This is a genomic window from Pelomonas sp. Root1217, from assembly GCF_001425705.1.
Lineage (GTDB): Bacteria > Pseudomonadota > Gammaproteobacteria > Burkholderiales > Burkholderiaceae_C > Pelomonas.
Genome location: NZ_LMDC01000001.1, coordinates 538,756 through 564,502 on the forward strand (window position 1 = coordinate 538,756; position 25,747 = coordinate 564,502).

Sequence of the window (25,747 nt, forward strand, 5' to 3'; positions counted from 1 at the left end):
AGGCGGGAGCGAGCTTGCTTGGGACGGCCCGGCGCTGCGCTCATGAACGCGCGGGAAGTTGGGTGATGACGCGCGAACCGCAGATGGCGTCGTGCAGGAATTGTCGCTGCGGGTGCAGGCGCGCGATCAGCAGATAGCCGGCGATGCCGGCCAGCAGGCTGCCGATGATGGCGCCGCCGCCATGAAGGCCCAGTGCCCAGACGCTGATCAGCGCCGGCAGGAACCACAGCCAGCTCAAGAGATAGCGCAGCAGCGCCCGGACCCAGCCCAGCGGCTGGCCCGCTGTGTCGGTGACGCGCAGATGCCAGGTCTTCATCGCCAGCGTCTGGCCTGAGCGGGTCCAGAAGCCGACAAAGTAAAAGCCCAGCACGATGAAAAGGCTAACCCCCAGGCCGGTGCGACCCTGCAGCGCATGCTGCTGGCGAGTCAGCACTGAATAGAGGAAACCGGCGAAGAAGACCACGCCGAACAGCAGCACACCTTCGTAGAGAAAGGCCGCGAAACGTCGCGCCACGCCCGCAGGCTTGGGGCCAGTCTGCACCGGCGCCGTCATGGGCGCGGGGAGGACGCAGGCGACGCCGGCTTTAGCGGCAACAGTGTGCGCGGGTCCAGCAACTTGAGGTCGACCGCCTTTGAAGGCGCGATCGCCTGACCTCTGAGCCGGGCGAGGTCTCGCGTGATGAGCACGGTTGTCGCGCCGGGTTTGGCCTGAACCAGCGTGCTGGTCACCAGCGTCGGGGATGTCAGCCTGGGTGGCGGGGGGGCGGCGCTGAACTTGGGCTTCGTCGGCGACGGCGCCGCCGCTCGTGCAGGCGCTTCGGCCAGCGCCTGGCGTCGAGCCATGGCCTTTTCGGCCAGCGCCTTGCGCTCGTCGGCGGGAAGGGCCTGGTAGGCCTCCCAACGGGCCTGGCGCTGTTCAGGCGTCAGTTGCCTGGTAACCTGGAAGCTGATGCGGGCGTTCAAGCGCTCGGACCCGCTCAGGAACGTCCAGTCGCGGATGCGGTCGTGCACGCGCTTGATCTCCTCCCCCGACATGGTCGCCAGCGTCGGGGTGGCACTGAGCCACTTGCTGCGCTGCGTGTCGGAAATCTCGGACCACTCGCGTTCCAGCGGCGCCAGCAGTGTCTGCTGCTTGGGCGTCAGGCCGCTCCAGGTGGCGGGCGGAACGCTGAGCGCCGCCGGCGCCACCGGTTTGGTCGGCGACCTTGGCTTGCCGGTGGGTTTCGCGACCTGCGCGGACGGCGCCACAGCGCTGGCACCGGATTCCGGCGCAGAGGCGGGGTCTGCCAACTGGGCAAACGCAGAAAACCCCGCTGCGCTGAGCAGCAGGGCGAGTGAGAGGTGGCAAAGAACGGGCAGCGTCAATGCGACTCGGGTCATGGCCATCCGGTCATTCTTCGGCATCTCTCAAGAATTCCGAGAAACCGGGGTCGGTGAATGCCGCAGGAGGCAGGCTGTCGCTGAGCAGGGCGGTGTCCACTTCGGCAGCCGCAGCGATCTGCCGGTTCTCCTCGCCCAACTGCATCACCAGCAGGCCGGCCGCCAGCAGCAACATTGGCAATGCAGAGATCAACATTGGCCAAAGGCCACCGCTGCCATTGCGGCCGCCACTGCCACTCAAGGCGCCGAACGGGCCGCCGCCCAGCGCCAGCGTGGAACCGTTCTGGACCAGGATGGGACTGCTGACGGCTTGGATATTGGGCTTGGCCGCAGCGGCGCGGGCCTGAGTGGCGCGTGCGAGTGCCTGTTCGCGCGCAAAGCGCAGGCGCTCTGTCACATCGTGGGGCAGGGCGGCGCTTCGCTCGGTCAGGCCGGCAGCGACGCGCAGGCCAAAGCGCCGGGTGCTGATGTCCAGGCGAGCATCCAGGCCGGCAGGGAGGGTAGAAAAATTCGACGGCGACTTCATAGCGTGATCCCCTTGGCCTTGAGCGACTTCGCCAGCGAATGGACGGCGCGGGAACAGTGAGTCTTGACACTGCCTTCCGAGCAACCCATCACAGACGCGGTCTCTGCAACATCCAGTTCCTCCCAGTAACGCAGCAGGAAGGCTTCGCGTTGACGCGTCGGCAGCTGTTCGACTTCCGTCTCGATGCGCTGCAAGATCTGCGCCCGGCTGACCTCATCTGCGGCGCTCAAGGCGCCCATGGCGCCTTCCTGGGTTTCAAGGATTTCCAGCAGATCGAAATCACCGTCGCCATCGCCGCCGCCCTCGAATTCCGACATATTCGTCATGACGGCCCGACGCGTCTTCTGGCGACGGAAATAGTCCATCGTCGCGTTCGACAGGATGCGCTGGAACAGCAGCGGCAATTCGGCCGCGGGGCGATCGAAATAGTTCTCGGCCAGCTTGATCATGGCGTCCTGGACGATGTCCAGGGCGGCATCGTCGTCTCGAACCACGTAGGCCGTGCGCTTGAAGGCGCGGCGGTCCACGGTACGCAGGAAATCGTTGAGTTCTTTGTCGGTGGCCAAGGCGGGAGGCGGGTCCGGGCGGCAGCTCAGATTATGGCATTCGTCTGATACGAAGGCTCACACGATTTTGCTCGGCATAATGCTGCTTCGCACAAAGAGTCAATGGTCTCTCAGTGGCCGCCCGACTGGGGCTCCATCTGTTGATCGCGCAGGTTCCAAATCCGCCTCACGAGGGCGAGAAGAGGGGCACCAATGGTTTTTCGTTAGAGAAATTCACAAAGGTTCTAAAAATGGACATGTCTGCCGCGGATATCAAGCGCGCCGCCCTGGCGCAGCCGAATTCCCAATCACCCAATTCCACTGCGGAGCTCAACGGCTCCGAGATCCTCGTTCGCTGCCTGCAGGCCGAAGGGGTGCGCCATCTCTGGGGTTACCCGGGCGGCGCGGTGCTCTACATCTACGACGCGCTCTACAAGCAGGAGAGCATCCAGCATGTGCTGGTGCGCCACGAGCAGGCCGCCGTGCACGCCGCCGACGGCTTTGCTCGGGCGACCGGCGAGGTTGGGGTGGCGCTGGTCACCTCGGGCCCGGGCGTCACCAACGCCGTGACCGGCATCGCGACGGCCTACATGGACTCGATCCCGATGGTCATCATCACGGGTCAAGTCCCCACGCCCGCTATCGGCCTGGACGCCTTCCAGGAATGCGACACCGTGGGCATCACGCGCCCCATCGTCAAGCACAACTTCCTCGTGAAGGACGTGCGTGACCTGGCGCTGACGCTGAAGAAGGCCTTCCACATCGCGCGCACGGGCCGGCCTGGCCCGGTCGTTGTGGACATCCCCAAGGACGTGTCGCTGGCCAAGACCAGCTTCCACTATCCGGAGCGCATCGAGATGCGCTCCTACAACCCGGTGAAAAAAGGCCACAGCGGCCAGATCCGCAAGGCCGTGCAACTGCTGCTGCAGGCCAAGCGCCCTTACATCTACACGGGCGGCGGGGTCATTCTGGGCGAAGCGACGGCCGAGCTGCGCCAGCTCGTGGACATGCTGGGCTTCCCCTGCACGAACACGCTGATGGGCCTCGGTGCCATGCCCGGCACCGACCCGCGCTTCTTGGGCATGCTGGGCATGCACGGCACGTACGAGGCCAACATGACCATGCAGCACTGCGACGTGCTGCTGGCCGTGGGCGCGCGCTTCGATGACCGCGTCATCGGCAACCCCAAGCACTTCGGTTCAGTCGAGCGCAAGATCATCCACGTGGACATCGACCCCTCGTCGATCTCCAAGCGCGTGCGCGTCGACATTCCCATTGTCGGCGACGTGAAGGACGTGCTGCAGGAGCTGATCGCCCAGCTGAAGGAAGCGCAGGCCAAGCCGGATGCGGACGCCGTCAACGCATGGTGGAATCAGATCAATGAATGGCGCGGCCGTGACTGCCTGGTCTACAAGGGCTCGGACGAGGTCATCAAGCCGCAGATGGTCGTCGACACGCTGTGGAAGCTGACCCGCGACCGCGACACCTACATCACCAGCGACGTCGGCCAGCACCAGATGTGGGCCGCGCAGTACTACAAGTTCGACCAGCCGCGCCGCTGGATCAACTCCGGCGGCCTGGGCACCATGGGCGTGGGCTTGCCCTATGCGATGGGCATCAAGCTGGCCAAGCCGGAGTCGGATGTGTTCTGCATCACCGGCGAAGGCAGCATCCAGATGTGCATCCAGGAGCTGTCGACCTGCTTCCAGTACAAGACGCCGGTCAAGATCGTCTCGCTGAACAACCGCTACCTGGGCATGGTGCGCCAGTGGCAGCAGCTGGACTACGGCGGCCGCTACTCGCACAGCTACATGGACGCGCTGCCCGACTTCGTGAAGCTGGCCGAGGCCTATGGCCACGTCGGCATCCTGGTCGAGAAGCCCAGCGACGTCGAGCCCGCGCTGAAGGAAGCGATGCGCCTGACCGACCGTACCGTCTTCCTGGACATCCGCACCGATCCGACCGAGAACGTCTGGCCCATGGTCAAGGCGGGCAAGGGCATTTCCGAGATGCTGCTGGGATCGGAAGACCTGTGAGCGCCTGAAATCGGCAGCTCTGGCTGGCGTTACCGCGCCAGTCGGGGTTGCCGCTGAAAAGCGCAAGCAGTCCGACGCCCGCAGCGATCCACTCCACTCGAACCCGCAGCCAAGGTCCGCTGGTTACCGCCAGCGGCACTGAAGAGCGCGAAGGACGAAGAACCCATGAAACACATCATTGCTTTGCTCATCGAGAACGAGCCGGGTGCGCTGTCGCGCGTCGTCGGCCTGTTCTCGGCCCGCGGCTACAACATCGAGAGCCTGACCGTCGCGCCAACGGAGGACCCGTCCCTCTCGCGCATGACCATCGTGACGACGGGCAGCGACGAGGTCATCGAGCAGATCACCAAGCACCTGAACCGCCTCATCGAGGTCGTCAAGGTGGTCGACCTGACCGAGGGCAACTACACCGAGCGTGAGCTGATGCTCATCAAGGTGCGCGCCGTCGGCAAGGAGCGCGAGGAAATCAAGCGCACCGCCGACATCTTCCGTGGTCGCGTCATCGACGTGACCGAGAAGACCTACACGATCGAGTTGACCGGCGACGCCGGCAAGCTCGACGCCTTCATCGATGCGATCGACCGTGCGTCCATCCTCGAAACCGTACGCACCGGCGCCAGCGGCATCGGCCGCGGCGAGCGCATCCTGCGCGTCTGATCCGCCTTCACCCCAACACACCACAGTTTTTTCCTGGAGCGACCCATCATGAACGTCTACTACGACAAGGACGCCGATCTCAGCCTCATCAAGGGCAAGAACGTCACCATCATCGGCTACGGCTCACAAGGCCATGCCCACGCGCAGAACCTGAACGACAGCGGCTGCAAGGTCACCGTCGCGCTGCGTCGCAGTGGCGCGTCCTGGTCCAAGGCCGAAGGCGCTGGCCTCAAGGTCGCCGAGATCGCCGACGCCGTGAAATCGGCCGACGTGGTCATGATCCTGCTGCCCGACGAGCAGATCGCCGACGTGTACAAGAACGAGGTCGAGCCCAACATCAAGGAGGGCGCTTCGCTGGCCTTTGCGCACGGCTTCAACGTCCACTACGGCCAGGTGCAGCCGCGCGCCGACCTGGATGTCTGGATGGTCGCCCCCAAGGCCCCCGGTCACACGGTGCGCAACACGTACAAGCAAGGCGGCGGCGTGCCCCACCTGATCGCCATCTACCAGGACAAGACCGGCAAGGCCCGTGACCTGGCCCTGAGTTACGCCGCAGCCAATGGCGGCGGCAAGGCCGGCATCATCCAGACCTCGTTCCGCGAAGAAACCGAGACCGACCTCTTCGGCGAGCAGGCCGTGCTGTGCGGCGGCGCCGTGGAACTGATCAAGGCGGGCTTCGAGACGCTGACGGAAGCCGGCTACGCCCCCGAGATGGCCTACTTCGAATGCCTGCACGAGCTCAAGCTCATCGTGGACCTGATCTACGAAGGCGGCATCGCCAACATGAACTACTCGATCTCGAACAACGCCGAGTACGGTGAGTACGTGACCGGCCCGCGCGTCGTCACCGAAGACACCAAGAACGCGATGCGCCAGTGCCTGAAGGACATCCAGACGGGCGAATACGCCAAGAGCTTCATCCTCGAGAACAAGGCCGGCGCTCCGACGCTGATCAGCCGCCGCCGCCTGACGGCCGAGCACCCCATCGAGCAGGTCGGCGAGAAGCTGCGCGAAATGATGCCCTGGATTAAGGCCAACAAGCTGGTCGACAAGGCGAAGAACTGAGTCTTCAACTCGTTCTCAAAGGCCGGCATCAGCCGGCCTTTTTGCTTTCAGAGCAGGGCGAGCGTGGCCTTGTCCCGCTCGCCGTCGTAGAAGGTGTCGAGCGCCTGGCTGAAGAGCGGGTCCGTCGACACTGCGTCGAACAGCGTCAGGCAGGAGCGGAACTTCAGCGCATCGATGTCGCCAAGGATGCTGGCTGCCGAACGGCTCTGGTGCGCGAGCATGGCCCGAATGCATTCGCGCAGGCGCGAGCCGAGCAGTGGGTGGGCGAGATAGACCTCGGCCTCGGCGCGATCCGCAACGCCGTACTCATGGGCCATCGCGCTGCGCCCCAGGCCGCGCAGTTGCGGCAGCACGAACCAGATCCAGTGGCTGGTCTTGCGGCCGGCCTTCAATTCGGCCAGCGCCTGCTCGTAGTGGCCCTGCTGGGCCTGGACGAAGCGATCGAGGGTGCTCATGCCAGCCCGTTGTTCGCTCGCAGCGCTTCGACGGCCTCGTCGGGCAGCCACAACAGCGTGTTCAGGTAGTCATCCAGGCAGTCCACCAGCGCCGTGCGAGGCCCTTCGCGCCACGCTGCCGAGCCATAGAAGGCGTCCTGCTGGGCGACCAGTTGCTTGCGGCTGTCATAGGCGCGGATCAGGTAGAAGCTTTCATGCTCATGGTCTGAGCGTCCGAAGGCGACGACGTCCATGCCGCTGGCACGTACCAGCGGCAGCGCTGCCTGCACTGCCGGGACAAAGCGGTCAGCGCAGCCCGGCTTGAGCTTGTAGGTGCGGACTTCGATGAGTTTCATGACGGCCTGCTGTCGTTTCGACCATCCTAAGAGCGGCATTCGCCGGGATCTGTCAGCTATCCTGCCGCCCATGATTCCCGAGCCCACCGAGGACGACGAGCCCAGCCTCGCCGTCCGCCCCCGCCGCAAAGGCATCTATGCCCTGCCCAACGCGATCACGCTGGGCGCGCTGTTCAGCGCCTTCTATGCCATCGTCATGGCCATGAACGGCCGCTTCGAGGTGGCCTGCGTTGCCATCTTCGCCGCTGCCATCCTCGACAGTCTCGATGGCCGCGTCGCCCGCATGACCAATACGCAATCGGCCTTCGGCGAGCAGATGGACAGCCTGTCCGACATGGTGGCCTTTGGCGCCGCGCCGGCGTTGATCGTCTACATGTGGGCGCTCAAGGACATGGGCAAGCCGGGCTGGATCCCGGCCTTCGTCTATATCGCCGGCGCTGCGCTGCGGCTGGCGCGCTTCAACGTCAACATCGGCGTGGTGGACAAGCGCTATTTCCAGGGACTGCCAAGCCCCGCGGCAGCGGCGATCGTGATGGGTCTGATCTGGGCCGTCGTGGACCGCAAGGAGTACGCAGGCGTTCAGCCCGGCAGTTGGATCGCCTGGGTGGCTTACGGCATCACCTTGTTCGCCGGGCTTTCGATGGTGACGAACGCTCCGTTCTACAGCTTCAAAGTCTTCGACCGGCGGCGCAGCGTGCCCTTCATCGTGCTGGTCGTGATCATGCTTGGCATCGGCCTGGCCGCACTCGACCCATCGCGGGTTCTCTTCGGTGTCTTCTGCGTCTATGGCCTGTCGGGGTATGTCATCTATGGCTGGCGCAAATCCAAGGGCAAGCCCGTCAGCGTCATCTCCACCAGCACCGACGAGCCGGATGAACGTGGCTTGCATCAATAGCCATTCATGCTAGATTCCAGACCCATGAGCCGCGCCACGCGAATTAGCCTGCTACTAGCCCTAGAGGAACCACGGGTTCGCTAGTCAGTCGCGCACGTACGCTCACACCTGACCCCAACGGCCCGTATGCAACCGCAGCGGGCCGTTCGTGTTTTCAAAGGCTGCTGGTTGCGCCACCCACCCTCGGATGGAACACCCATGTTGAAGCAACCGCAGCAAAAGTACCGCTCCTTCGCCCCGATCGCCTTGCCGGACCGCCGCTGGCCCGACGCCGTGCTGAACCGCGCGCCGATCTGGCTGAGCACCGACCTGCGTGACGGCAACCAAGCGCTGATCGAGCCCATGGACATCGCCCGCAAGCTGCGAATGTTTCAGCAGCTCGTGAAGATCGGCTTCAAGGAGATCGAGGTCGGCTTCCCGTCCGCCTCCCAGACCGAGTTCGACTTCATCCGCCTGCTGATCGACGGCGGTCACATCCCCGACGACGTGACCATCCAGGTGCTGACGCAGGCGCGCGCCCACCTGATCGAGCGCACTTTCGAGTCGCTGGACGGCGCACGGCGCGTCATCGTCCACGTCTACAACGCGGTCGCGCCCATCATGCGCCGTGTCGTGCTCGGCACGGACGAGGATGGCATCGTCGAGCTCGCGGCCTCGCACGCCCGCCAGATCAAGGAGCTGGCTGCCGCGCGACCGGGCACGGACTGGCGCTTCGAGTATTCGCCCGAGATGTTCTCCGGCACCGAGCTGGCTTTCAGCAAGCGTGTCGTCGATGCGGTCACCGCTGTCTGGGCGCCCACACCAGAGCGCAAATGCATCATCAACCTGCCGTCTACCGTAGAGCACAGCACGCCCAACATCTTTGCGGACATGATCGAGTGGATGCACCGCCACCTGGAGCGCCGCGACAGCATCGTGCTGTCAGTCCACCCGCACAACGACCGCGGCACCGGCACGGCAGCTGGCGAGTTCGCGCTGATGGCAGGCGCCGACCGCGTCGAGGGCTGCCTGTTCGGCAACGGTGAGCGCACCGGCAACGTCGATCTCGTCAACATCGCGCTCAACCTCTACACCCAGGGCGTGGACCCGCAACTCGATTTTTCCGACATCGACGAGGTGCGCCGCTGCGTCGAGCACTGCACGCAGATCCCCGTGCATCCGCGCCATCCCTACGTTGGCGACCTCGTCTACACGTCCTTCTCGGGCTCCCACCAGGACGCCATCAAGAAGGCCTTCGCGGCCCGCCGGGAGGGGGAGATTTGGGACATGCCCTACCTCCCCATCGACCCCAAGGACCTGGGCCGCAGCTATGACGCCGTCATCCGCGTGAATAGCCAGTCCGGCAAGGGCGGCATCGCCTATCTGCTCGAAGCGGAATACGGCCTGGAGTTGCCGCGGCGCCTGCAGATCGAATTCAGCCAGGCCGTGCAGCGCGTCATGGACGACGCCGGCAAGGAGCTGACGGCCGCAGACATCTACGCCATCTTCGAGCGCGAGTACGGCATTGGTGACGCTGGCGCCTCCATCGTGCAGCCGCAGATGACCGAGGTCACCGGTGGCGCGATGCGCCTGTCGGCCGAGGTCGTGCTGGGTGGCTGGATGGGACATGTGCAGGGCGAAGGCAACGGCCCCATCGATGCCTTCGTCAACGCGCTGTCGGCACGCCTGGGGCAGGAGGTGCGTGTGCTGGACTACCACGAGCATTCCATCGGCAGCGGCGCCGATGCGCGCGCTGTGGCTTACCTGGAACTGCGCGTGGGCGATGTGACTCGCCACGGCGTCGGCATTGATGGCAGCATCGTGCGTGCATCCATGCAGGCCATCCTGTCCGGCCTGTCACGCGCACCGGTCACGGTGCCGCAAACACGAGAGGAAAACGTGCGATGACCGACAAGCTGATCATCTTCGACACCACATTGCGCGACGGCGAGCAGTCGCCGGGGGCGTCGATGACGCGCGAGGAGAAGCTGCGCATCGCACGCCAGCTCGAGCGCATGAAGGTCGACATCATCGAGGCCGGCTTCGCGGCGTCGAGCAACGGCGACTTCGAGGCCGTGAAGGCCATTGCGGCGGCGGTGAAGGACAGCACGATCTGCTCGCTGGCCCGAGCCAACGACCGCGATATCTCACGAGCGGCCGAGGCCCTGGCTTCTGCGCACCGGGCGCGCATCCATACCTTCATTGCCACCAGCGAACTCCACATGGAGAAGAAGCTGCGCATGAGCCGCGAGCAAGTGCTGGAGCAGGCGACGCTGGCGGTGCGCTTTGCGCGCAACCTGTGTGGCGACATCGAATTCTCGCCCGAGGATGGCTACCGTTCCGACATCGACTTCCTGGCCCGCGTCTGCGAGGCAGTCATCAAGGAAGGTGCCGGCACCATCAACATTCCCGACACCGTCGGCTATGCCATTCCCGAGCTCTATGGCGATTTCATCCGCCGCCTGCGCGAGAAGGTACCCAACTCGGACAAGGCCATCTGGAGCGTGCACTGCCACAACGACCTCGGCATGGCCGTGGCCAATTCCCTGGCCGGCGTGAAGATAGGCGGCGCTCGCCAGGTCGAGTGCACCATCAATGGCCTGGGTGAGCGGGCGGGCAACTGCTCGCTCGAAGAGGTTGTCATGGCCGTCAGGACGCGGCGTGACTATTTCGGGCTGGACGTCGGCCTCGATACGTCACAGATCGTCCCGGCTTCCAGGCTGGTGTCGCAGACGACCGGCTTTGTCGTGCAGCCCAACAAGGCCGTCGTCGGTGCCAATGCCTTTGCGCATGCCAGCGGCATCCACCAGGACGGTGTGCTCAAGGCGCGCGACACCTACGAAATCATGCGCGCCGAGGACGTCGGCTGGGCCGCCAACAAGATCGTGCTGGGCAAGCTGTCGGGCCGCAATGCGTTCAAGGCACGCCTGCAGGAACTGGGCATTCAGCTGGAGAGCGAGGCTGAAGTCAACGCCGCCTTCCAGCGCTTCAAGGACCTCGCCGACCGCAAGAACGAGATCTTCGACGAGGACATCGTCGCCCTCGTCATGGACGAGTCGGTCATCAACGACGCCGAGCATTACCGCCTGCTGTCGCTGTCCCAGCGCAGCGAGACCGGGGAGCGCCCGCACGCGGCCATCGTCTTCGCCGTCGGCCACCAGGAGCACCGTGCCGAGAGCGACGGCAACGGCCCGGTGGACGCGACGTTGCGCGCCATCGAATCGGTCGTGCAGTCTGGAGCTGAGATGCTGCTGTATTCCGTCAATGCGATCACGGGTGGCAGCACGGAGTCACAGGGCGAGGTGACGGTGCGGCTGCAGCATGCCGGTCGAGTGGTGAACGGAGTGGGCGCCGACCCCGACATCATCGTGGCCTCGGCCAAGGCCTACCTGAGCGCACTGAACAAGCTGCAAAGCAAGGCCGAGCGGGTGGCGGCGCAGGGCTAGGGCTGTCGGAGGGCGCTGTAACCGGCGTGATCCTCATCACGCCCATCGCAATCGTTACCACGCGGCGTGGAATCTGGCGCGCAAACCCCCCGGTGCTCTGGGCCCAGATCGCCGGCTGCGGCCCCAGAATCTCGTCGGAGGTCACCCGCGAGCAGCGTGCGGGCGGTTGGCGAGAGTGGTTTTGGGGCTGATCCCGATACCGCTTCTTGTCAGCCAAGGCCTACTTGCATGCGTTTTGGAGCCCGTTGCGAAGCGAAAGAGCCGGTGGCAAGCCCTGGTGACAGTCCGTGAATACGGGACCAGAGTTCACTTGAGGTATCTCACTTAAGTTCTTATCTTGTCGGTACTTTTGGCGTCACGTACACTGCCGCCCTGCGTTGGGGACCTCCGTTGAAGACATTTGCCGCCGCTTTTCTGAGCCTCACCTTCCTGGCCGCGCTGCCTGGCGCCGCCACGGCCGCCGCCGACACGGCCCAATTCAGGGCCACCCGCACTCCCGCCAAGACTGCCAACGCGCCCACGCGCAAGGTGCGCTCGGTCGTGGTGCGCAAGGCGGCCGCGCCCGTCATCCCGGCTGTGCCCACATTCGGGCAGGTCGCAGGCCTGCACCAGGTTGACGATCCGCTCTCCCTGAAGTCCAGCGTCGCCTATGTGCTGGACCAGGACACGAACGAGGTACTGTTCTCCAAGAACCCCCAGGCCGTGCTGCCCATCGCCTCTATTACCAAGCTGATGACGGCCCTCGTCGTCGTCGAGGCGGGGTTGTCATTGGACGAGAAGATTTCGGTCACCGATGACGACATCGACACCGAGAAGTTCACCCGCTCCCGTCTGGCCGTTGGCACGACGCTGACGCGGGGCGACATGCTGCACCTGGCGCTGATGTCCAGCGAGAACCGCGCCGCCCATGCACTGGGACGCAACTATCCGGGTGGACTGGATGCGTTCGTCGCCGCGATGAATGCCAAGGCGCAGAGCCTGGGCATGACCGACACCCACTATGTTGAGCCCACCGGCCTGTCCAGCCGCAACCAGAGCAGTGCCGCGGACTTGGCCAAGCTGGTCAACGTGACCAGTCAGGTGCCGCTGCTGCGCGATCTGTCAACGTCCCGCGAAGCGCGCGTGGCGCTGGGCAAGCGCCTGGTGCAGTTCCACAGCACCAACGGCCTGCTGTCCAACCCCCTGTGGGACATTGGCTTGCAGAAAACCGGCTTCATCAACGAGGCGGGCAAATGCCTGGTCATGCAGGCCAGCATGGCGGGCCGCAAGCTCATCATGGTGTTCCTGGATTCCAGCGGCAAGGCATCGCGGATCGCCGATGCGGAGCGCATGCGCAAGTGGTTGGCCAGCCAGGGCGAGACGGCGACTGCCTCTGCCAAGCTCTGAGCGGTGCAACCCAAAACAAAACACGGCGCCTCGGCGCCGTGTTTTGCTTGGGCTTCAGACTCGATGGCCCAGCGCCGACGAGATTTGCGAGGCCGTTTCCTTCAGCCGGACGACCCAGCTCTCCTCCAGCCGGTCGGCGGGTGCCGAGATCGACAGGCCGGCCACCAGCTTGGCCTGATCGTCATAGATGCCGGCGGCCATGCAGCGCACACCCAGTTCCAGTTCCTCGTCGTCGCGGGCGATGCCGCGCTGCCGCACCATGGCCAGCTCCCGTTCGAGTGAGCCGATGTCGGTGAGGCTGTTGCGTGTGTGGCCCGACAGGCCGGTGCGTGTTGCGTAGGCGCGTACGCGCGGGCTGTCATCGCTGGCCAGGAAGAGCTTGCCCACTGACGTGAGGTGCAGCGGCGCCCGCCCGCCGACGGCGCGCACGACCTGCATGCCCGAGCGTTCGGAGTAGGTGCGCTCGATGTAGACGATCTCGTCACCCTGGCGCACGGACAGGTTGACGGGCTGGTGGGTGAACTTGTGCAGCTCGCGCATGGCCGGCAGGGCGGCGTCGCGCACGTCCAGGCGCGCCTTCACAAGGTTGCCCATTTCCAGCATGCGCATACCGAGTCGATAACTACCGGCTTCGGGGCGATCCACGTATCGACCGAGGGTCAGGTCATTGAGAATCCGGTGCGCCGTGGAGGGATGCAGCCCGGTGGCCTCGGACAGGGCCTTCAGCGACACAGGGTCCTGGTGGCTCGCCAGCACGTCCAGCAGCGAGAACATGCGCTCCAGCACCTGGATCGCCGGGGTCTGCTGGGCCTCTTTCGATTTCATGGCGTCATTGTGGAGGAGATTGCCGGTGTTTTGTATGGCGAAAGTGCGCTTCAGGAGATGGCAAGTCGGCCTGGCCTTGGTGCTGGCCTGTGCTGGGGCCGCCCAGGGCGCGGAGCCGGCCTCCGCGCCGCCTGCATCGGCTGAGGCTCGCTGGATGCGGGTTCCACGCCTGTATGGGCGCATCACGGCCAATGAGCTCGGCCTGGTCATCAATACGGCCGACCCCTACTCGATCGCCGTGGGTGAGTACTACGCCAGGCGCCGTGGCATCCCGGCCGAGCAGATCCTGCGGGTGCACTTGCCGCTGCGCAACAGCCTGACACGCGAGGAGTTCACCGCCCTGGATCAGGCCATTCGCGGCCAGATGCCCGAGCACGTCAACGGCCTTGCCCTGGCCTGGGTGCAGCCCTATGCCGTGGACTGCAATTCATTGACCAGCGCGCTTGGCGTGGGATTGCAACCCAATGTCTGCGCGCAGTCCTGCGCCGCCACGCGCACCAGTCCCTACACGAGTTATTTCGGCGCCAAGCCGTGGTTGGTCATCGGCGTGCGGCCGACGATGCAACTGGCGGCCCGCTCGGTGCCTGCAGCCATGGCAATGATCGAGCGCGGCATCGCCTCGGACCACATGCTGGCCGGCGGCGCGCCCGAATCGGCCGTGGCCTATCTCGCAGCGACGCCGGATGCCGCGCGCAATGTGCGGGAGCGCCTGTTTCCGCCGGCCGGTGCCGTCCCGGGCGTCACCGGCCTCGAGGTGGTTCGCGTGAAGAGCGATGCCTTGCCGGCGATGCGCCGCATCCTGGTCTATGAAACGGGCCTGATCCGCGTGCCCAAACCACTGGGTGGGGAATGGTTGCCGGGTGCGCTGGCCGACCATCTGACATCCGTGGGCGGCCTGCTCGACAAGCCGCCGGCTGATGAGGGACAGATGAACATCCTCGACTGGATTGACGCCGGCGCGACGGCCAGCTACGGCACCGTTAGCGAGCCCTGCAACCACCTGCAGAAGTTTCCGCACCCGCAGATGTTGATCCAGGCCTATGCCCAAGGGGTGAGCGCGCTGGAGGCCTATTGGCACAGTGTGGCCTGGCCGGCTCAGGGCGTGTTTGTCGGCGAGCCCCTCGCAGCGCCATTCGCTGCTCTTGCAGCGTCTGCGCCTGCGCCCTGAGCCGCCGCGCGGCCAGCCCTCACGGCGCCTTCGAGCGTGGCGGGGTAGGGGCCTTTGATGTAGTCACCGGCGACCCACAGGCCCGGTGCGATGCGCGCCGGCGCACGTACCAGGCCGGGCTTGCAGGCAAAGGTCGCGCGCTTCTCTGTCAGCACCTTGTCAATGACGGGTGGCGTGGCCCAGCACAATTCCCGCTGCGCCTGCGCGAGCACGGCCTCGGCGCAGCCGCCGCGCGCCACCCAGGCCGCTGCGCCACTGACGACGAAGGCGAAGCGGCCCGGCGCACCGCCGAGTGCGCCATGGTCGAAGACGAACTGGGCCGGCGCGTCCGGCCCCTCGCGCAGCGCCAGCATGGGCGCGGGCAGGGCGCTGCCGGGGCTGCGCAGGTAGACGGTGATGATGGGCTCGAAGCTCAGCGACTGGGCGCTGGTTGCCCAGTCCGATGCAATGGGCGCAGCCAGGCGCGCGGCCTCGACGCTGGTGCAGGCGAGCACGATGGCGTCAAAAGCCTCACCGTCAACGCGCCAGCCGGGTTCGATGTGCTGCACGCGGGTACCCAGGCGGAGCCGTTCACCCAACCAGGCCGTCGCGGGGCCAGCCAGCAATTCGGACAAAGGTCGGCGCGGCAGCAGCAGGTCTGCGCTGCCGGCGCCGCTGAAGAGGGCGTCCTTGAGCACTCGAAGGAAGACCTGGGCGCTGGCCTGGGGTGCTGGCGTGTTGAGCGCGGCGACGCAAAGCGGCTCGATCAGGTCGCGCTTCACTGTGGCCGGCAGGCCGGCGCACAGCTCGGCCACGCTCAAGTGCACATCGCAGTTGAAGCCACGTGTCAGCCAGCCGCCCGCGGCGACGAGCAGGCGCAGCCGCGCCGGCAGCGGCCAGCCGCGATGGGCCAGCACGCCGCGCGCAAAGGCGATCAGCGGTGAGCCCGGCGGTAATTGCAGACCGGGCTCGCCCGGGTAGGGCAGGGCCAGCGGCAGGCGCCTCAGCACGACCTCGGGGTCGACGCCCAGGCGGCGCATCAGCGCCAAGCTGTCGCGGTAGGCGCCGATGAGGATGTGCTGGCCGTTGTCATACGGGGGCTCGCCCGCCACGCTGCGCGCACGGCCCCCCAGCTGGGGCGCCATCTCGAAGACGGCGATGTCGTGGCCGGCATCGGCCAGCGCCACGGCGGCCGCGATGCCGGCCCAGCCGCCGCCGACGATGGCGACGCGGCTCACCGCCCGCGCCAGTTGGTTTTCATCGCGATCCAGAGCTTGCGCAACGGCGTCAGCGCGATGCGCTGGTGCAGCACCTGGAAGTTCTCGCGCTCGATCTCGACCAGCAGCGCCCGGTAGATGTTGGCCATCATGAGCCCGGGCTTCTGCGCTGCGCGGTCGCCCTGGGGCAGCAAGGCAAGCGCCTCGTCATACAGCCGATGCGCGCGTTCCGCCTGGAACTTCATCAGCGCCGTGAAGCGATCCGAATAGCCCCACGGCTTGCTGCGCAGCAGGATCTCGTTGGCCTTGACGCCGAACTGCTGCAGTTCGTTCACGGGCAGGTAGATGCGCCCGCGCCGCGCGTCGTCGCCGACGTCACGGATGATGTTGGTCAGCTGCATCGCCAGGCCCAGCTTGTGGGCGTAGTCGATGGTCTGCGGCTGCGTGCGGCCGAAGATGCCGCTGGCGACTTCGCCGACGACGCCGGCCACCAGGTGGCAGTAGCGCTGCAGTCCGGGAAAGTCGAGATAGCGCGTTTGCTGCAGGTCCATCTCGCAGCCTTCGATGACGGCGTTGAGATGCTCCAGCCGGATGTCATAAGTGGCCGTGTGCGGCATCAGTGCCTTCATGACCGGGTGACTGGGTTGGCCGGCGAAGGCACTGGCCACCTCCTTGCGCCACCAGGCCAGCTTGGTCGCCGCGACGCCGGCGTCCTGGGTCTCGTCGACGACGTCGTCCACCTCGCGGCAGAAGGCGTAGAAGGCCGTGATCGCCGCCCGCCGCACTGGCGGCAGGAACAGGAAGGCGTAATAGAAGCTCGAGCCGCTCGCGGCGGCTTTCTCTTGGACGTATTGCTCGGGGCTCATGATGCGGCCCGCATTGTCAGGGCGCGCCACAGCAGTCGCGGCAAGTCCAGGACCCCCAGGGCAGGGCGGTGCACAAGGCTGTCGTGATGACGCGCCACGATCTTGTCGAGGGTGCGCAGGCCGCCCTGGACGACCAGGCGCAGCTCCCAGCCCGCGCGGCCGGGCAGCGCAAGGGCCAGAGGTGCACCCTCGAGCATCAGCGCGCGAGCCCAGGCGCAGAGGTCGGCGATCAACCTGCGGGCAGCACTGCTGTCGCGGCAGGCCAGCACCTCTTCGGCACTGACGCCGTGGCGGTCGAGATCGGCCTGCGGTACATAGAGCCGGCCGTTCGGGCCGTCGCGGCTGAAGTCCTGCCAGAAGTTGATGAGCTGCAGGGCCGAGCAGATGGCGTCCGAGCGGCGCAGCGACACGGCGTCGTTCACGCCGTACAGGCTCAGCAGCAGGCGTCCCACCGGGTTGGCCGAGCGGCGGCAGTAGTCCAGCAACTGAGCGCGGTCGCTGTAGCGGGGCGGCGCCAGGTCCTGCTCGAAGGCGTCGAGCAGGTCATGCAACAACGGCGGTTGCAACCGATGCATTTCACGCGCCAGCGGCGTGTAGACGTGGGGCCAGCGCGACGATGGCGCTTGGCCGGTCACCACGGCGTCCAGGTCGGCCCGATAGTCGCGCAACGCCTGGACGCGCTCAGCCGTTGAAGCGTCGCCCTCGTCGGCCAGATCGTCCGCCGTGCGCGCGAAGTGATAGATCGCGACGACCGTCGGCCGCAGCGCGGGCGGGCATAGCACTGAGGCAACCGGGAAGTTCTCGTAGTGGTCGACGTTGCTCAAGCTTTTTCTCAAGTTCCGCTTGCAAAGCCCGGATATGTCAACGAGGTTTGACAGTTGTCACAGGGTCTGAATACATTACTGACCCGCCGGTCATTAAATTTTGGGCCGGTCGCTTCATCTTCCCGAGGTCTGCATGCCCCATCTTCTGCGTCTCGCCCCGCCCCTGCTGTCGGCAGCGCTGCTTTTTGCACTGCTGTCTGGATGTGGCAAGCAGCCCGCCGCTCCCGAGCCGGAACGCGCGGTGCGCACGCAACTCGTCAGCGCTGGCTCAGCCAGCGCCAGCCACGAGTATGCGGCCGAGGTGAAGGCGCGAGTCGAATCACGCCTGTCCTTCCGTGTCAGCGGCAAGCTGTTGAGCCGAGCCGTCAACCTCGGCGACACGGTGAAGCCGGGCCAGGTGCTGGCGCGGATCGACGCCCAGGACTTCAGGCTCGCCGAGGCAGCCGCCAGCGCCGCCGTGATGGCCGCGCGCACCAACCGCGATCAGGCCGGGGCCGACTACAAGCGCTTCGTCGACCTGCAGCGCCAGGGCTTCATCAGCGCGGCCGAGCTTGAGCGGCGCGATTCGGCTTTCAAGGCGGCCCAGGCGCAGCTGGAACAGGCCAAGGCGCAGTCCGATGTGCAGGGCAACCAGTCCGGCTACGCCCAGCTGACGGCCGACGGCGCTGGCGTCGTGACCAGCGTCAACGCCGAGCCGGGCCAGGTGCTGGCGGCCGGGACGCCGGTCGTGAGCGTGGCGCTGGACGGACCACGCGATCTCGTCTTTTCAGTGCCCGAGGATCAGATCGCCCGCGTGAAGGCCGCTGCCGCTGTGGCCGGCGCGCTGAAGGTGCGCCTGTGGGGCAGCGACAAGACCTACCCGCTGACGCTGCGCGAGGTGTCTGCCGCGGCCGATCCGGTCACACGCACCTTCCTCATCAAGGCCGACGCCGGCAAGCTGGACGCGAGGCTGGGCCAATCCGCCACCGTCGTGCTGGAGCTGCCGCAGATGGCCGGCGTCATCAAGCTTCCGCTCGCGGCCGTGCTGCAGCAAGGAGGCAAGAGCTCGGTATGGGTGCTCGACGGCGCGTCGATGACCGTGAAGCCGGTGGCCGTGCAGATCGGCGGCGCCGAGGGCAATGATGTTGTCATCGCCGGCGGGTTGACGTCGGGTCAGGAGGTCGTCGTCGCGGGTGTGCATGTGCTCAACCCGGGCCAGAAGGTCAAGCGCTATGTGCCGCCGCGCACGGTGAATGCGCCGGCAGCTCCCGCGGCTTCTGCGGCCTCACGCTGAGCCAGGGCTGCACATGACTTCCCCGATCACCAAGGAACTCCACGTCGGCGGCTTCAACGTCTCACGCTGGGCGCTTGAGCATCCGGCCCTGACGCGCTACCTGATGGTGGTGCTGATGCTGATGGGCTTCGTGGCCTATTTCCAGCTCGGCCAGGACGAGGACCCGCCGTTCACCTTCCGCGCCATGGTCATCCAGGCCTTCTGGCCGGGCGCCACGGCCCAGCAGATGGCCGACCAGGTCACCGACAAGATCGAGAAGACGCTGCAGGAGGTGAACCACGCGGACAAGATCCGCTCGTACACCAAGCCTGGCGAGTCGCTGACGGTCTTCCAGGTCAAGGACAACACGCCGCCCAAGGAGGTCGCCGACCTCTGGTACCAGACGCGCAAGAAGATCGGCGACATGCGCAGCTCGCTGCCCGCGGGCGTGCTGGGCCCGGTGTTCAACGACGAGTTCGGCGACGTCTACGGTTCCATCTACGCGCTGTCGGCCGACGGCTTCAGCCGCGAGGAGTTGCGCGAGCATGCGGACCGCGTGCGCCAGGCCCTGCTGCAGGTCAAGGACGTTGCCAAGGTGGAGATCTTCGGCGTGCAGCCCGAGAAGGTGTTCATCGAGATCTCGCAGAAGCGCCTGGCCCAGCTGGGCCTGGACTTCAGCCAGGTCATCAACCAGATCGGCGCGCAGAACGCCGTCGAGGGCGCGGGTGTGTTGAACGCCGGCAGCGCCAACTTCCAGGTGCGGGTGCAGGGCCAGTTCACGACGGCCCAGGCCCTGGCCGAGGTGCCTATCCGCGCCATCAACCCGCAGACCGGCGTGGCCAGCCAGCTGCGCCTGGGCGACATCGCCACCATCAAGCGTGAATACGTCGACCCGCCGGCCACCAAGGTGCGCCACCAGGGCAAGGAAGTGCTCGCACTGGGCGTGTCCATGGCCAAGGGGGGCGACATCATCGCGATGGGCAAGGCGCTCAACGTCGCCCTCAGGGGTATCGAGCGCGAGCTGCCGGCCGGCATTCTGCTCGAGCAGGTGCAGGACCAGCCCAAGGCCGTCACCACCTCGGTCGGCGAGTTCGTGCACGTGCTCATCGAGGCTGTCGTCATCGTGCTGGCGGTCAGCTTTATCGCGCTAGGTTTTCACACCAAACCGCTGCGCATCGACATCTGGCCCGGCCTGGTCGTCGGCATCACCATCCCCTTGGTGCTGGCCATCACCTTCACGACGATGTTCTATTGGGGCGTCGGCCTGCACAAGATATCGCTCGGGTCGCTGATCATCGCGTTGGGGCTGCTGGTGGACGACGCCATCATTGCCGTCGAGATGATGGTGCGCAAGCTCGAAGAGGGCTACGACAAGATGCACGCCGCCACCTTCGCCTACGACGTGACGGCCATGCCTATGCTGACCGGCACGCTGATCACGGCGGTGGGCTTCCTGCCCATCGGCCTGGCCAAGTCGACGGTGGGTGAGTACACGTTCGCGATCTTTGCAGTGACGGCGGCGTCCTTGGTCATCTCCTGGGTCGTCTCGGTCTATTTCGTGCCTTATCTCGGCGCCTTGCTGCTGAAGAGCAAGCCGGCGGCGGACGGCGAGGTGCACGAGCTCTTCGACACGCCCTTCTACAACCGCTTCCGTGGCGTGGTGCGCTGGTGCGTGGAGAACCGCTGGAAGACGATTGGCATCACGCTGCTCGTGTTCGCGCTGGGCATCGTTGGCATGGGCCGCGTGCAGCAGCAGTTCTTCCCGGACTCCAGCCGTCCCGAGGTGCTGGTGGACCTCTGGCTGCCCGAGGGCTCGACCATCCAGGAGACTGAAGCGCTCGCCAAGCGCTTCGAGGCCCGCATGCTCAAGGAGCCGGGCATCGCCAGCGTGACGAGCTGGATCGGCTCCGGCGTGCCGCGCTTCTATCTGCCGCTGGACCAGATCTTTCCGCAGGCCAATGTCACGCAATCCATCCTGCTGCCCAAGGACCTGACGGCCCGCGAGGAGTTGAGAAAGCGCCTGCCCGCTGTGCTGGCTGAGGAGTTCCCCGAGGCGCGCGGCCGCGTCAAGCTGCTGCCCAACGGGCCGCCGGTGCCTTACCCAGTGCAGTTCCGCGTCACCGGCGCCGACCCGAAGATCGTGCGCGACTGGGCCGACAAGGCCAAGGACATCCTGCGCACCAACCCGAACATGCGCGGCGTCAATGACAACTGGAACGAAAACGTCAAGATGCTGCGCCTCAAGGTCGACCAGGACAAGGCGAGGGCGCTGGGCGTCACCAGCCAGAGCCTGGCGCAGTCGGCGCGCACGCTGCTGTCGGGCAGCGTCATCGGCCAGTACCGTGAAGCGGACAAACTCGTCGACATCGTGCTGCGCCAGCCGCTGGACGAGCGTGCCGTCATCACCGACATCGCCAACGCCTATGTGCCTACCAGCACCGGCCGCTCCATCCCGCTGACGCAGATAGCCAAGGTCGAATTCGACTGGGAGCCGGGTGTCATGTGGCGCGAGGGCCGCCTCTACGCTGTCACGGTGCAGGGCGACGTCGCTGAAGGCCTGCAGGGCGCAACGGTGACCAAGGAAGTCTGGCCCCAGCTCGACGAGCTGCAGAAGAAGATGCCGGTCGGCTACCGCATCGACATCGCCGGCGCGGTGGAGGAAAGCAGCAAGGGCCAGGGCTCCATCGCGGCCGGTGTGCCCGTCATGCTCTTCATCACCTTCACGCTGCTGATGCTGCAGTTGCAGAGCTTCAGCCGGGCGATGCTGGTCTTCCTGACCGGTCCGCTGGGCATTGCCGGCGTGGCGATGGCGCTGCTGGTGCTGAACCGGCCCTTCGGCTTCGTCGCTCTGCTGGGCGTCATCGCCTTGATGGGCATGATCATGCGCAACTCCGTCATCCTGATCGACCAGATCGAACAGGACCGCGCCCGGGGCGTGCCAGACTGGTCGGCCATCGTCGAGTCGGCGGTGCGGCGCTTCCGGCCCATCGTGCTCACGGCGGCGGCGGCAGTGCTGGCCATGATCCCGCTGTCGCGCAGCGTGTTCTGGGGGCCGATGGCTGTGGCAATCATGGGCGGGCTGATCGTGGCCACGGTGCTGACGCTGCTGGCGCTGCCGGCCATGTACGCGGCCTGGTTCCGCGTCGTGCGGCCCGAGGAGCACAGCCGGCTGCACAGCCGCATGCACAGCGAACTGCCTGACGAGGCCTAGGCTTTTTCTCAGGGTTTTGCCGCCCCGTGGACCGGGGCGGCCGGCAGGCGGCGCGGCATCGCTACAATCGCCGGTTTGCCGAATCGCCTACGGGGTTGCTCGCTCCTGAGCAGCCCAACCAGAACCAACCCGTTGCGCGGGTGGCGAAATTGGTAGACGCACCAGGTTTAGGTCCTGACGCCTTCACGGGCGTGCCGGTTCGAGTCCGGCCCCGCGCACCACTGTCCTTCAACTGTTCCCGAGTCCATCATGGCCGTCACCGTCGAAACCCTCGAAAAGCTGGAACGCCGCATCACCCTGCACGTCGCGGCCGCTGACATCAACAACGAAGTTGAGTCGCGCCTGAAGAAGCTGGCCCGTACCGTCAAGGCCGACGGCTTCCGTCCCGGCAAGGTGCCGATGAATGTCGTCGCCCAGCGCTACGGCTACTCGGTGCAGTACGAAGTCGTGAACGACAAGGTCGGCCAGGCTTTCATGACCGCCGCCAACGAGGCGCAACTGCGCGTCGCTGGTGCGCCCCGCATCGAGCAGAAGAACGAGGCCCCCGAGGGCCAGATGGCCTTCGACGCCACGTTCGAGATCTACCCCGAAGTCAAGATCGGTGATCTGGCGGCCGCGGAAGTCGAACGTGTCACCAGCGACGTGACCGATGAGGCCATCGACAAGACTGTCGAGATCCTGCGCAAGCAGCGCCGCAGCTTCGCCCAGCGCGCCGCTGCCGACGTGGCCCAGGCCGGTGACCGCGTCACCATCGACTTCGAAGGCAAGATCGACGGCGAGCCCTTCGCCGGCGGCAAGGCCGAGGGCTTCCAGTTCCTGATTGGCGAAGGCCAGATGCTGGAGCAGTTCGACGCCGCCGTGCGCGGCATGAAGGCCGGCGAGAGCAAGACCTTCCCGCTGCAGTTCCCCGAGGACTATCACGGCAAGGACGTGGCTGGCAAGGAAGCCGACTTCCTGGTCACGGTCAAGAAGATCGAGGCCCAGCATCTGCCCGAGGTGAACGAGGCGTTCGCCAAGTCCCTGGGCATCAAGGATGCGACGGTCGAGGGTCTGCGCGCCGATATCAAGAAGAACCTCGAGCGCGAAGTGAAGTTCCGTGTGCTGGCGCGCAACAAAGGTGCCGTCATGGACGCCCTGGTCGCCGCCTCCGAGCTGGAAGTGCCCAACGCTCTGGTGGAAGGCGAAGCCGCCCGCATGGTCGAGCAGGCTCGTGAAGACCTGAAGAAGCGCGGCGTCAAGGATGCCGACAAGGCCGAGATCCCCACGGACATCTTCAAGCCGCAGGCCGAGCGTCGCGTGCGCCTGGGTCTGGTGGTCTCTGAGCTGGTGCGTGCCAACAACCTGCACGCCAAGCCCGCCCAGCTGCAGGCCCACATCGAAGAACTGTCGCAGAGCTACGAGAAGCCCGCCGAAGTCATGCGCTGGTACCTGGGCGACCGGGATCGCATGGCCGAAGTCGAGGCCGTCGTGGTCGAGAACAATGTCACGGACTTCGTGCTGTCTACGGCCAAGGTGACCGACAAGGCGCTGCCGTTCGACGAGCTGATGGCCGCCGGCAACTGAAGAGCCCTGGCCTCACGAAGGCGCCGTGCCGCAAGGCCGGCGCCTTTTTACTTGCATCGCCATAATCTGCCCCCATAACGGCTGTTACCGGTTTAGTTTTCAAGGATCTGAATGAGCGCTCTCGAAACCAGCAATCTGGGCCTCGTGCCCATGGTCATCGAAACGTCGGGTCGCGGCGAGCGCGCCTACGACATCTACTCGCGCCTGCTGCGCGAGCGCATCGTCTTCCTGGTGGGCCCCGTCAACGACGCGGTCGCCAACATCGTCGTGGCCCAGTTGCTGTTCCTTGAGAGCGAGAACCCCGACAAGGAGATCTCGCTGTACATCAACAGCCCGGGCGGCAGCGTGTCGGCCGGCATGTCCATCTACGACACGATGAACTTCATCAAGCCGGAGGTGTCGACGCTGTGCATGGGCATGGCGGCCAGCATGGGAGCCTTCCTGCTCGCAGCCGGTGCCAAGGGCAAGCGCTTCTCCCTGCCCAATGCCAAAGTGATGATTCACCAGCCGCTGGGCGGCGCGCAGGGCCAAGCTACGGATATTGAAATCCATGCGCGTGAAATCCTGAAGACTCGCGACACCTTGAATCGCATCCTGGCCGAGCGCACCGGCCAGTCCCTGGAGAAAATCCAGTCGGACACCGAGCGCGACTATTTCATGTCCGCCACCGAGGCTCAGAGCTACGGCCTGATCGACCAGGTGCTGGAACACCGGCCCTGAGTTGTGAGGGGCCGTAACTGGCCCCCGGATTCGCGGCGGAATCGGGGCCCTTATCCTCACGAGGGCCCCGAGATCGTTTGGACTATCATCATTTCAGGCACCCGCCTGTCCACTGGCATCCCCGAGCAGACCCATGGCCGACAAAAAAGGCACCTCCAGCGAAAAAGTTCTGTACTGCTCGTTCTGTGGCAAGAGCCAGCATGAAGTCAAGAAGCTGATCGCCGGTCCGTCGGTCTTCATCTGCGACGAGTGCATCGAGTTGTGCAACGACATCGTCCGTGACGAGATCCCGGCGCCGGCACCGGCCGCACGCGCCGGCAAGTCCGACCTGCCTGTGCCGAGCGAGATCAAGTCCAGCCTCGATCAGTATGTGATCGGTCAAGACGTCGCCAAGCGCACTCTTGCCGTGGCTGTCTACAACCACTACAAGCGCCTGCGCCACATGGCGTCGACCAAGGATTCGGTCGAGCTGTCCAAGAGCAACATCCTCTTGATCGGCCCCACCGGCTCCGGCAAGACGTTGCTGGCTCAGACATTGGCGCGCCTGCTGAATGTGCCCTTCGTGATCGCCGATGCGACGACGCTGACGGAGGCCGGCTACGTTGGCGAGGACGTCGAGAACATCATCCAGAAGCTGCTGCAGAACTGCAATTACGACGTCGAGCGTGCGCAGCGCGGCATCGTCTACATCGACGAGATCGACAAGATCTCGCGCAAGGCCGATAACCCTTCCATCACGCGGGACGTCTCCGGCGAAGGCGTGCAGCAGGCCCTGCTCAAGCTCGTCGAAGGCACGATGGCTTCGGTGCCGCCCCAAGGTGGCCGCAAGCACCCGAACCAGGACTTCCTGCAGATCGACACGACCAACATCCTGTTCATCTGCGGCGGTGCTTTCGACGGCCTGGAAAAGGTCATTCAGAACCGCAGCGAGAAGTCGGGCATAGGCTTCGGCGCCACCGTGAAGAGCAAGTCCGACAAGCGCGTCGGCGAGGTCTTCCGCGAGTGCGAGCCCGAGGACATCATCAAGTTCGGCCTCATCCCAGAACTCGTCGGCCGCCTGCCCGTCGTCGCCACGCTGGGCGAACTGACCGAGGACGCGCTGGTGCAGATCCTGACCGAGCCCAAGAACGCGCTCGTCAAGCAATACCAGCAGCTGTTCGAGATGGACGGCGTCGAGCTCGAAATCCGCAAGCCGGCGCTGGCGGCCATCGCCCGCAAGGCGCTGGCGCGCAAGACCGGCGCCCGCGGCCTACGTTCCATCATGGAGCAGTCGCTGATCGACACCATGTTCGACCTGCCCGCGCTTGATGGCGTCGAAAAGGTCGTGCTGGACGAACACAACATCGAGGACACCTCGGCACGTCCCTTGCTGGTCTATCGCGAACAAAAAGCCAGCGCCTGAGCTCCCAATAAGCCC

General features: G+C 65.6%; 23 protein-coding genes and 1 tRNA gene. 14 read left to right on the plus strand and 10 right to left on the minus strand.

Features of this window, described 5'->3' with window-relative positions; all coding sequences use genetic code 11:
- Positions 1-40: 40 nt before the first annotated feature.
- From ASC95_RS02525 to ASC95_RS02540, 4 genes are read right to left on the minus strand one after another with little or no spacing between them, the layout of a single operon-like run.
- Positions 41-514, minus strand: coding sequence for an RDD family protein (locus ASC95_RS02525; RefSeq protein ID WP_235537663.1), 474 nt, complete (start codon positions 512-514; stop codon positions 41-43).
- A 35-nt stretch (positions 515-549) separates the two neighbouring features.
- The gene (locus ASC95_RS02530) at positions 550-1,404 is read right to left on the minus strand and encodes a DUF3106 domain-containing protein (protein ID WP_082567430.1); all 855 of its coding nucleotides are present in this window, start codon (positions 1,402-1,404) and stop codon (positions 550-552) included.
- A complete protein-coding gene (locus ASC95_RS02535) occupies positions 1,391-1,906 on the minus strand; it encodes a DUF3619 family protein (protein ID WP_082567431.1) in 516 nt (171 codons plus the stop codon). The genes ASC95_RS02530 and ASC95_RS02535 overlap by 14 nt, the downstream gene beginning before the upstream one ends.
- Entirely contained in the window at positions 1,903-2,472 is a 570-nt protein-coding gene (locus tag ASC95_RS02540) for an RNA polymerase sigma factor (RefSeq protein WP_056198279.1), read from the minus strand. Before ASC95_RS02540 ends, ASC95_RS02535 begins: the two co-directional genes overlap by 4 nt.
- A gap of 230 nt (positions 2,473-2,702) precedes the next feature.
- On the opposite strand from ASC95_RS02540, the gene ASC95_RS02545 reads away from it, so the two are divergent.
- The 3 genes from ASC95_RS02545 to ilvC all read left to right on the plus strand — a co-directional run bounded on the left by ASC95_RS02545 (position 2,703) and on the right by ilvC (position 6,209).
- A complete protein-coding gene (locus ASC95_RS02545) occupies positions 2,703-4,487 on the plus strand; it encodes an acetolactate synthase 3 catalytic subunit (protein ID WP_057296208.1) in 1,785 nt (594 codons plus the stop codon).
- A gap of 165 nt (positions 4,488-4,652) precedes the next feature.
- On the plus strand, positions 4,653-5,144 hold the full coding sequence (gene ilvN, locus ASC95_RS02550) for an acetolactate synthase small subunit (RefSeq protein WP_056198275.1): 492 nt from the start codon (positions 4,653-4,655) through the stop codon (positions 5,142-5,144).
- Between the two features lie 48 nt (positions 5,145-5,192).
- Entirely contained in the window at positions 5,193-6,209 is a 1,017-nt protein-coding gene (gene ilvC, locus ASC95_RS02555) for a ketol-acid reductoisomerase (RefSeq protein WP_057296209.1), read from the plus strand.
- Positions 6,210-6,256: 47 nt separating this feature from the next.
- Here ilvC and ASC95_RS02560 read toward each other — a convergent pair whose 3' ends face one another.
- Positions 6,257-6,664, minus strand: a complete 408-nt coding sequence (locus tag ASC95_RS02560) for a DUF1810 domain-containing protein (RefSeq protein ID WP_057296210.1) — start codon at positions 6,662-6,664, stop codon at positions 6,257-6,259.
- Complete coding sequence (locus ASC95_RS02565; protein WP_057296211.1) at positions 6,661-6,999, minus strand: NIPSNAP family protein; 339 nt, start codon at positions 6,997-6,999, stop codon at positions 6,661-6,663. Before ASC95_RS02565 ends, ASC95_RS02560 begins: the two co-directional genes overlap by 4 nt.
- Before the next feature lie 70 nt (positions 7,000-7,069).
- Here ASC95_RS02565 and pssA point away from each other — a divergent pair, with 70 nt between their 5' ends.
- The 4 genes from pssA to pbpG all read left to right on the plus strand — a co-directional run bounded on the left by pssA (position 7,070) and on the right by pbpG (position 12,705).
- Complete coding sequence (gene pssA / locus ASC95_RS02570; protein WP_057296212.1) at positions 7,070-7,894, plus strand: CDP-diacylglycerol--serine O-phosphatidyltransferase; 825 nt, start codon at positions 7,070-7,072, stop codon at positions 7,892-7,894.
- Positions 7,895-8,092: 198 nt separating this feature from the next.
- Positions 8,093-9,781, plus strand: coding sequence for a 2-isopropylmalate synthase (gene leuA, locus ASC95_RS02575; protein WP_057296213.1), 1,689 nt, complete (start codon positions 8,093-8,095; stop codon positions 9,779-9,781).
- Positions 9,778-11,319, plus strand: a complete 1,542-nt coding sequence (locus ASC95_RS02580; RefSeq protein ID WP_057296214.1) for a 2-isopropylmalate synthase — start codon at positions 9,778-9,780, stop codon at positions 11,317-11,319. Before leuA ends, ASC95_RS02580 begins: the two co-directional genes overlap by 4 nt.
- 390 nt (positions 11,320-11,709) lie before the next feature.
- Entirely contained in the window at positions 11,710-12,705 is a 996-nt protein-coding gene (pbpG, locus tag ASC95_RS02585; protein ID WP_235537664.1) for a D-alanyl-D-alanine endopeptidase, read from the plus strand.
- Between the two features lie 54 nt (positions 12,706-12,759).
- Here pbpG and ASC95_RS02590 read toward each other — a convergent pair whose 3' ends face one another.
- Complete coding sequence (locus ASC95_RS02590) at positions 12,760-13,530, minus strand: IclR family transcriptional regulator (RefSeq protein ID WP_057296216.1); 771 nt, start codon at positions 13,528-13,530, stop codon at positions 12,760-12,762.
- Positions 13,531-13,684: 154 nt separating this feature from the next.
- On the opposite strand from ASC95_RS02590, the gene ASC95_RS02595 reads away from it, so the two are divergent.
- Positions 13,685-14,698: a TIGR03790 family protein gene (locus tag ASC95_RS02595; RefSeq protein ID WP_057296217.1), complete on the plus strand. Its 1,014-nt coding sequence runs from the start codon at positions 13,685-13,687 to the stop codon at positions 14,696-14,698.
- On the opposite strand, the gene hpnE is transcribed toward ASC95_RS02595, so the two are convergent.
- The 3 genes from hpnE to hpnC are packed head-to-tail and all read right to left on the minus strand — an operon-like array spanning position 14,626 to position 17,584.
- On the minus strand, positions 14,626-15,915 hold the full coding sequence (hpnE, locus tag ASC95_RS02600; RefSeq protein ID WP_057296218.1) for a hydroxysqualene dehydroxylase HpnE: 1,290 nt from the start codon (positions 15,913-15,915) through the stop codon (positions 14,626-14,628). The genes ASC95_RS02595 and hpnE overlap by 73 nt on opposite strands.
- Positions 15,912-16,760 carry a presqualene diphosphate synthase HpnD gene (hpnD, locus tag ASC95_RS02605; RefSeq protein ID WP_057296219.1) on the minus strand — a complete coding sequence of 283 codons (849 nt, stop codon included), beginning with the start codon at positions 16,758-16,760 and terminating at the stop codon, positions 15,912-15,914. Before hpnD ends, hpnE begins: the two co-directional genes overlap by 4 nt.
- Positions 16,757-17,584 carry a squalene synthase HpnC gene (gene hpnC, locus ASC95_RS02610; RefSeq protein ID WP_235537665.1) on the minus strand — a complete coding sequence of 276 codons (828 nt, stop codon included), beginning with the start codon at positions 17,582-17,584 and terminating at the stop codon, positions 16,757-16,759. The genes hpnD and hpnC overlap by 4 nt, the downstream gene beginning before the upstream one ends.
- Positions 17,585-17,717: 133 nt before the next feature.
- Between hpnC and ASC95_RS02615 the strand changes: the two genes are divergently transcribed.
- From ASC95_RS02615 to clpX, 6 genes are all read left to right on the plus strand, one after another.
- Positions 17,718-18,857 carry an efflux RND transporter periplasmic adaptor subunit gene (locus ASC95_RS02615; protein WP_057296221.1) on the plus strand — a complete coding sequence of 380 codons (1,140 nt, stop codon included), beginning with the start codon at positions 17,718-17,720 and terminating at the stop codon, positions 18,855-18,857.
- 13 nt (positions 18,858-18,870) lie between these two features.
- Entirely contained in the window at positions 18,871-22,047 is a 3,177-nt protein-coding gene (locus tag ASC95_RS02620; protein WP_057296222.1) for an efflux RND transporter permease subunit, read from the plus strand.
- 134 nt (positions 22,048-22,181) lie between these two features.
- Positions 22,182-22,268: transfer RNA gene (locus ASC95_RS02625), tRNA-Leu, on the plus strand.
- 28 nt (positions 22,269-22,296) lie between these two features.
- On the plus strand, positions 22,297-23,610 hold the full coding sequence (tig, locus tag ASC95_RS02630) for a trigger factor (RefSeq protein WP_057296223.1): 1,314 nt from the start codon (positions 22,297-22,299) through the stop codon (positions 23,608-23,610).
- A 111-nt stretch (positions 23,611-23,721) separates the two neighbouring features.
- Complete coding sequence (gene clpP, locus ASC95_RS02635) at positions 23,722-24,330, plus strand: ATP-dependent Clp endopeptidase proteolytic subunit ClpP (RefSeq protein WP_057296224.1); 609 nt, start codon at positions 23,722-23,724, stop codon at positions 24,328-24,330.
- Positions 24,331-24,463: 133 nt separating this feature from the next.
- Entirely contained in the window at positions 24,464-25,732 is a 1,269-nt protein-coding gene (gene clpX, locus ASC95_RS02640; protein ID WP_057296225.1) for an ATP-dependent Clp protease ATP-binding subunit ClpX, read from the plus strand.
- The last annotated feature ends 15 nt before the right edge of the window (positions 25,733-25,747 follow it).

Coding starts and splice junctions, on each gene's coding strand:
- ASC95_RS02530 (WP_082567430.1), bottom strand. CDS start 1,404: ATGCCGAAGAATGACCGGATGGCCATGACCCGAGTCGCATTGACGCTG.
- ASC95_RS02535 (WP_082567431.1), bottom strand. CDS start 1,906: ATGAAGTCGCCGTCGAATTTTTCTACCCTCCCTGCCGGCCTGGATGCT.
- ASC95_RS02545 (WP_057296208.1), top strand. CDS start 2,703: ATGGACATGTCTGCCGCGGATATCAAGCGCGCCGCCCTGGCGCAGCCG.
- ilvN (WP_056198275.1), top strand. CDS start 4,653: ATGAAACACATCATTGCTTTGCTCATCGAGAACGAGCCGGGTGCGCTG.
- ilvC (WP_057296209.1), top strand. CDS start 5,193: ATGAACGTCTACTACGACAAGGACGCCGATCTCAGCCTCATCAAGGGC.
- ASC95_RS02560 (WP_057296210.1), bottom strand. CDS start 6,664: ATGAGCACCCTCGATCGCTTCGTCCAGGCCCAGCAGGGCCACTACGAG.
- ASC95_RS02565 (WP_057296211.1), bottom strand. CDS start 6,999: ATGAAACTCATCGAAGTCCGCACCTACAAGCTCAAGCCGGGCTGCGCT.
- pssA (WP_057296212.1), top strand. CDS start 7,070: ATGATTCCCGAGCCCACCGAGGACGACGAGCCCAGCCTCGCCGTCCGC.
- leuA (WP_057296213.1), top strand. CDS start 8,093: ATGTTGAAGCAACCGCAGCAAAAGTACCGCTCCTTCGCCCCGATCGCC.
- ASC95_RS02580 (WP_057296214.1), top strand. CDS start 9,778: ATGACCGACAAGCTGATCATCTTCGACACCACATTGCGCGACGGCGAG.
- ASC95_RS02590 (WP_057296216.1), bottom strand. CDS start 13,530: ATGAAATCGAAAGAGGCCCAGCAGACCCCGGCGATCCAGGTGCTGGAG.
- ASC95_RS02595 (WP_057296217.1), top strand. CDS start 13,685: ATGCGGGTTCCACGCCTGTATGGGCGCATCACGGCCAATGAGCTCGGC.
- hpnD (WP_057296219.1), bottom strand. CDS start 16,760: ATGAGCCCCGAGCAATACGTCCAAGAGAAAGCCGCCGCGAGCGGCTCG.
- ASC95_RS02615 (WP_057296221.1), top strand. CDS start 17,718: ATGCCCCATCTTCTGCGTCTCGCCCCGCCCCTGCTGTCGGCAGCGCTG.
- ASC95_RS02620 (WP_057296222.1), top strand. CDS start 18,871: ATGACTTCCCCGATCACCAAGGAACTCCACGTCGGCGGCTTCAACGTC.
- tig (WP_057296223.1), top strand. CDS start 22,297: ATGGCCGTCACCGTCGAAACCCTCGAAAAGCTGGAACGCCGCATCACC.
- clpP (WP_057296224.1), top strand. CDS start 23,722: ATGAGCGCTCTCGAAACCAGCAATCTGGGCCTCGTGCCCATGGTCATC.
- clpX (WP_057296225.1), top strand. CDS start 24,464: ATGGCCGACAAAAAAGGCACCTCCAGCGAAAAAGTTCTGTACTGCTCG.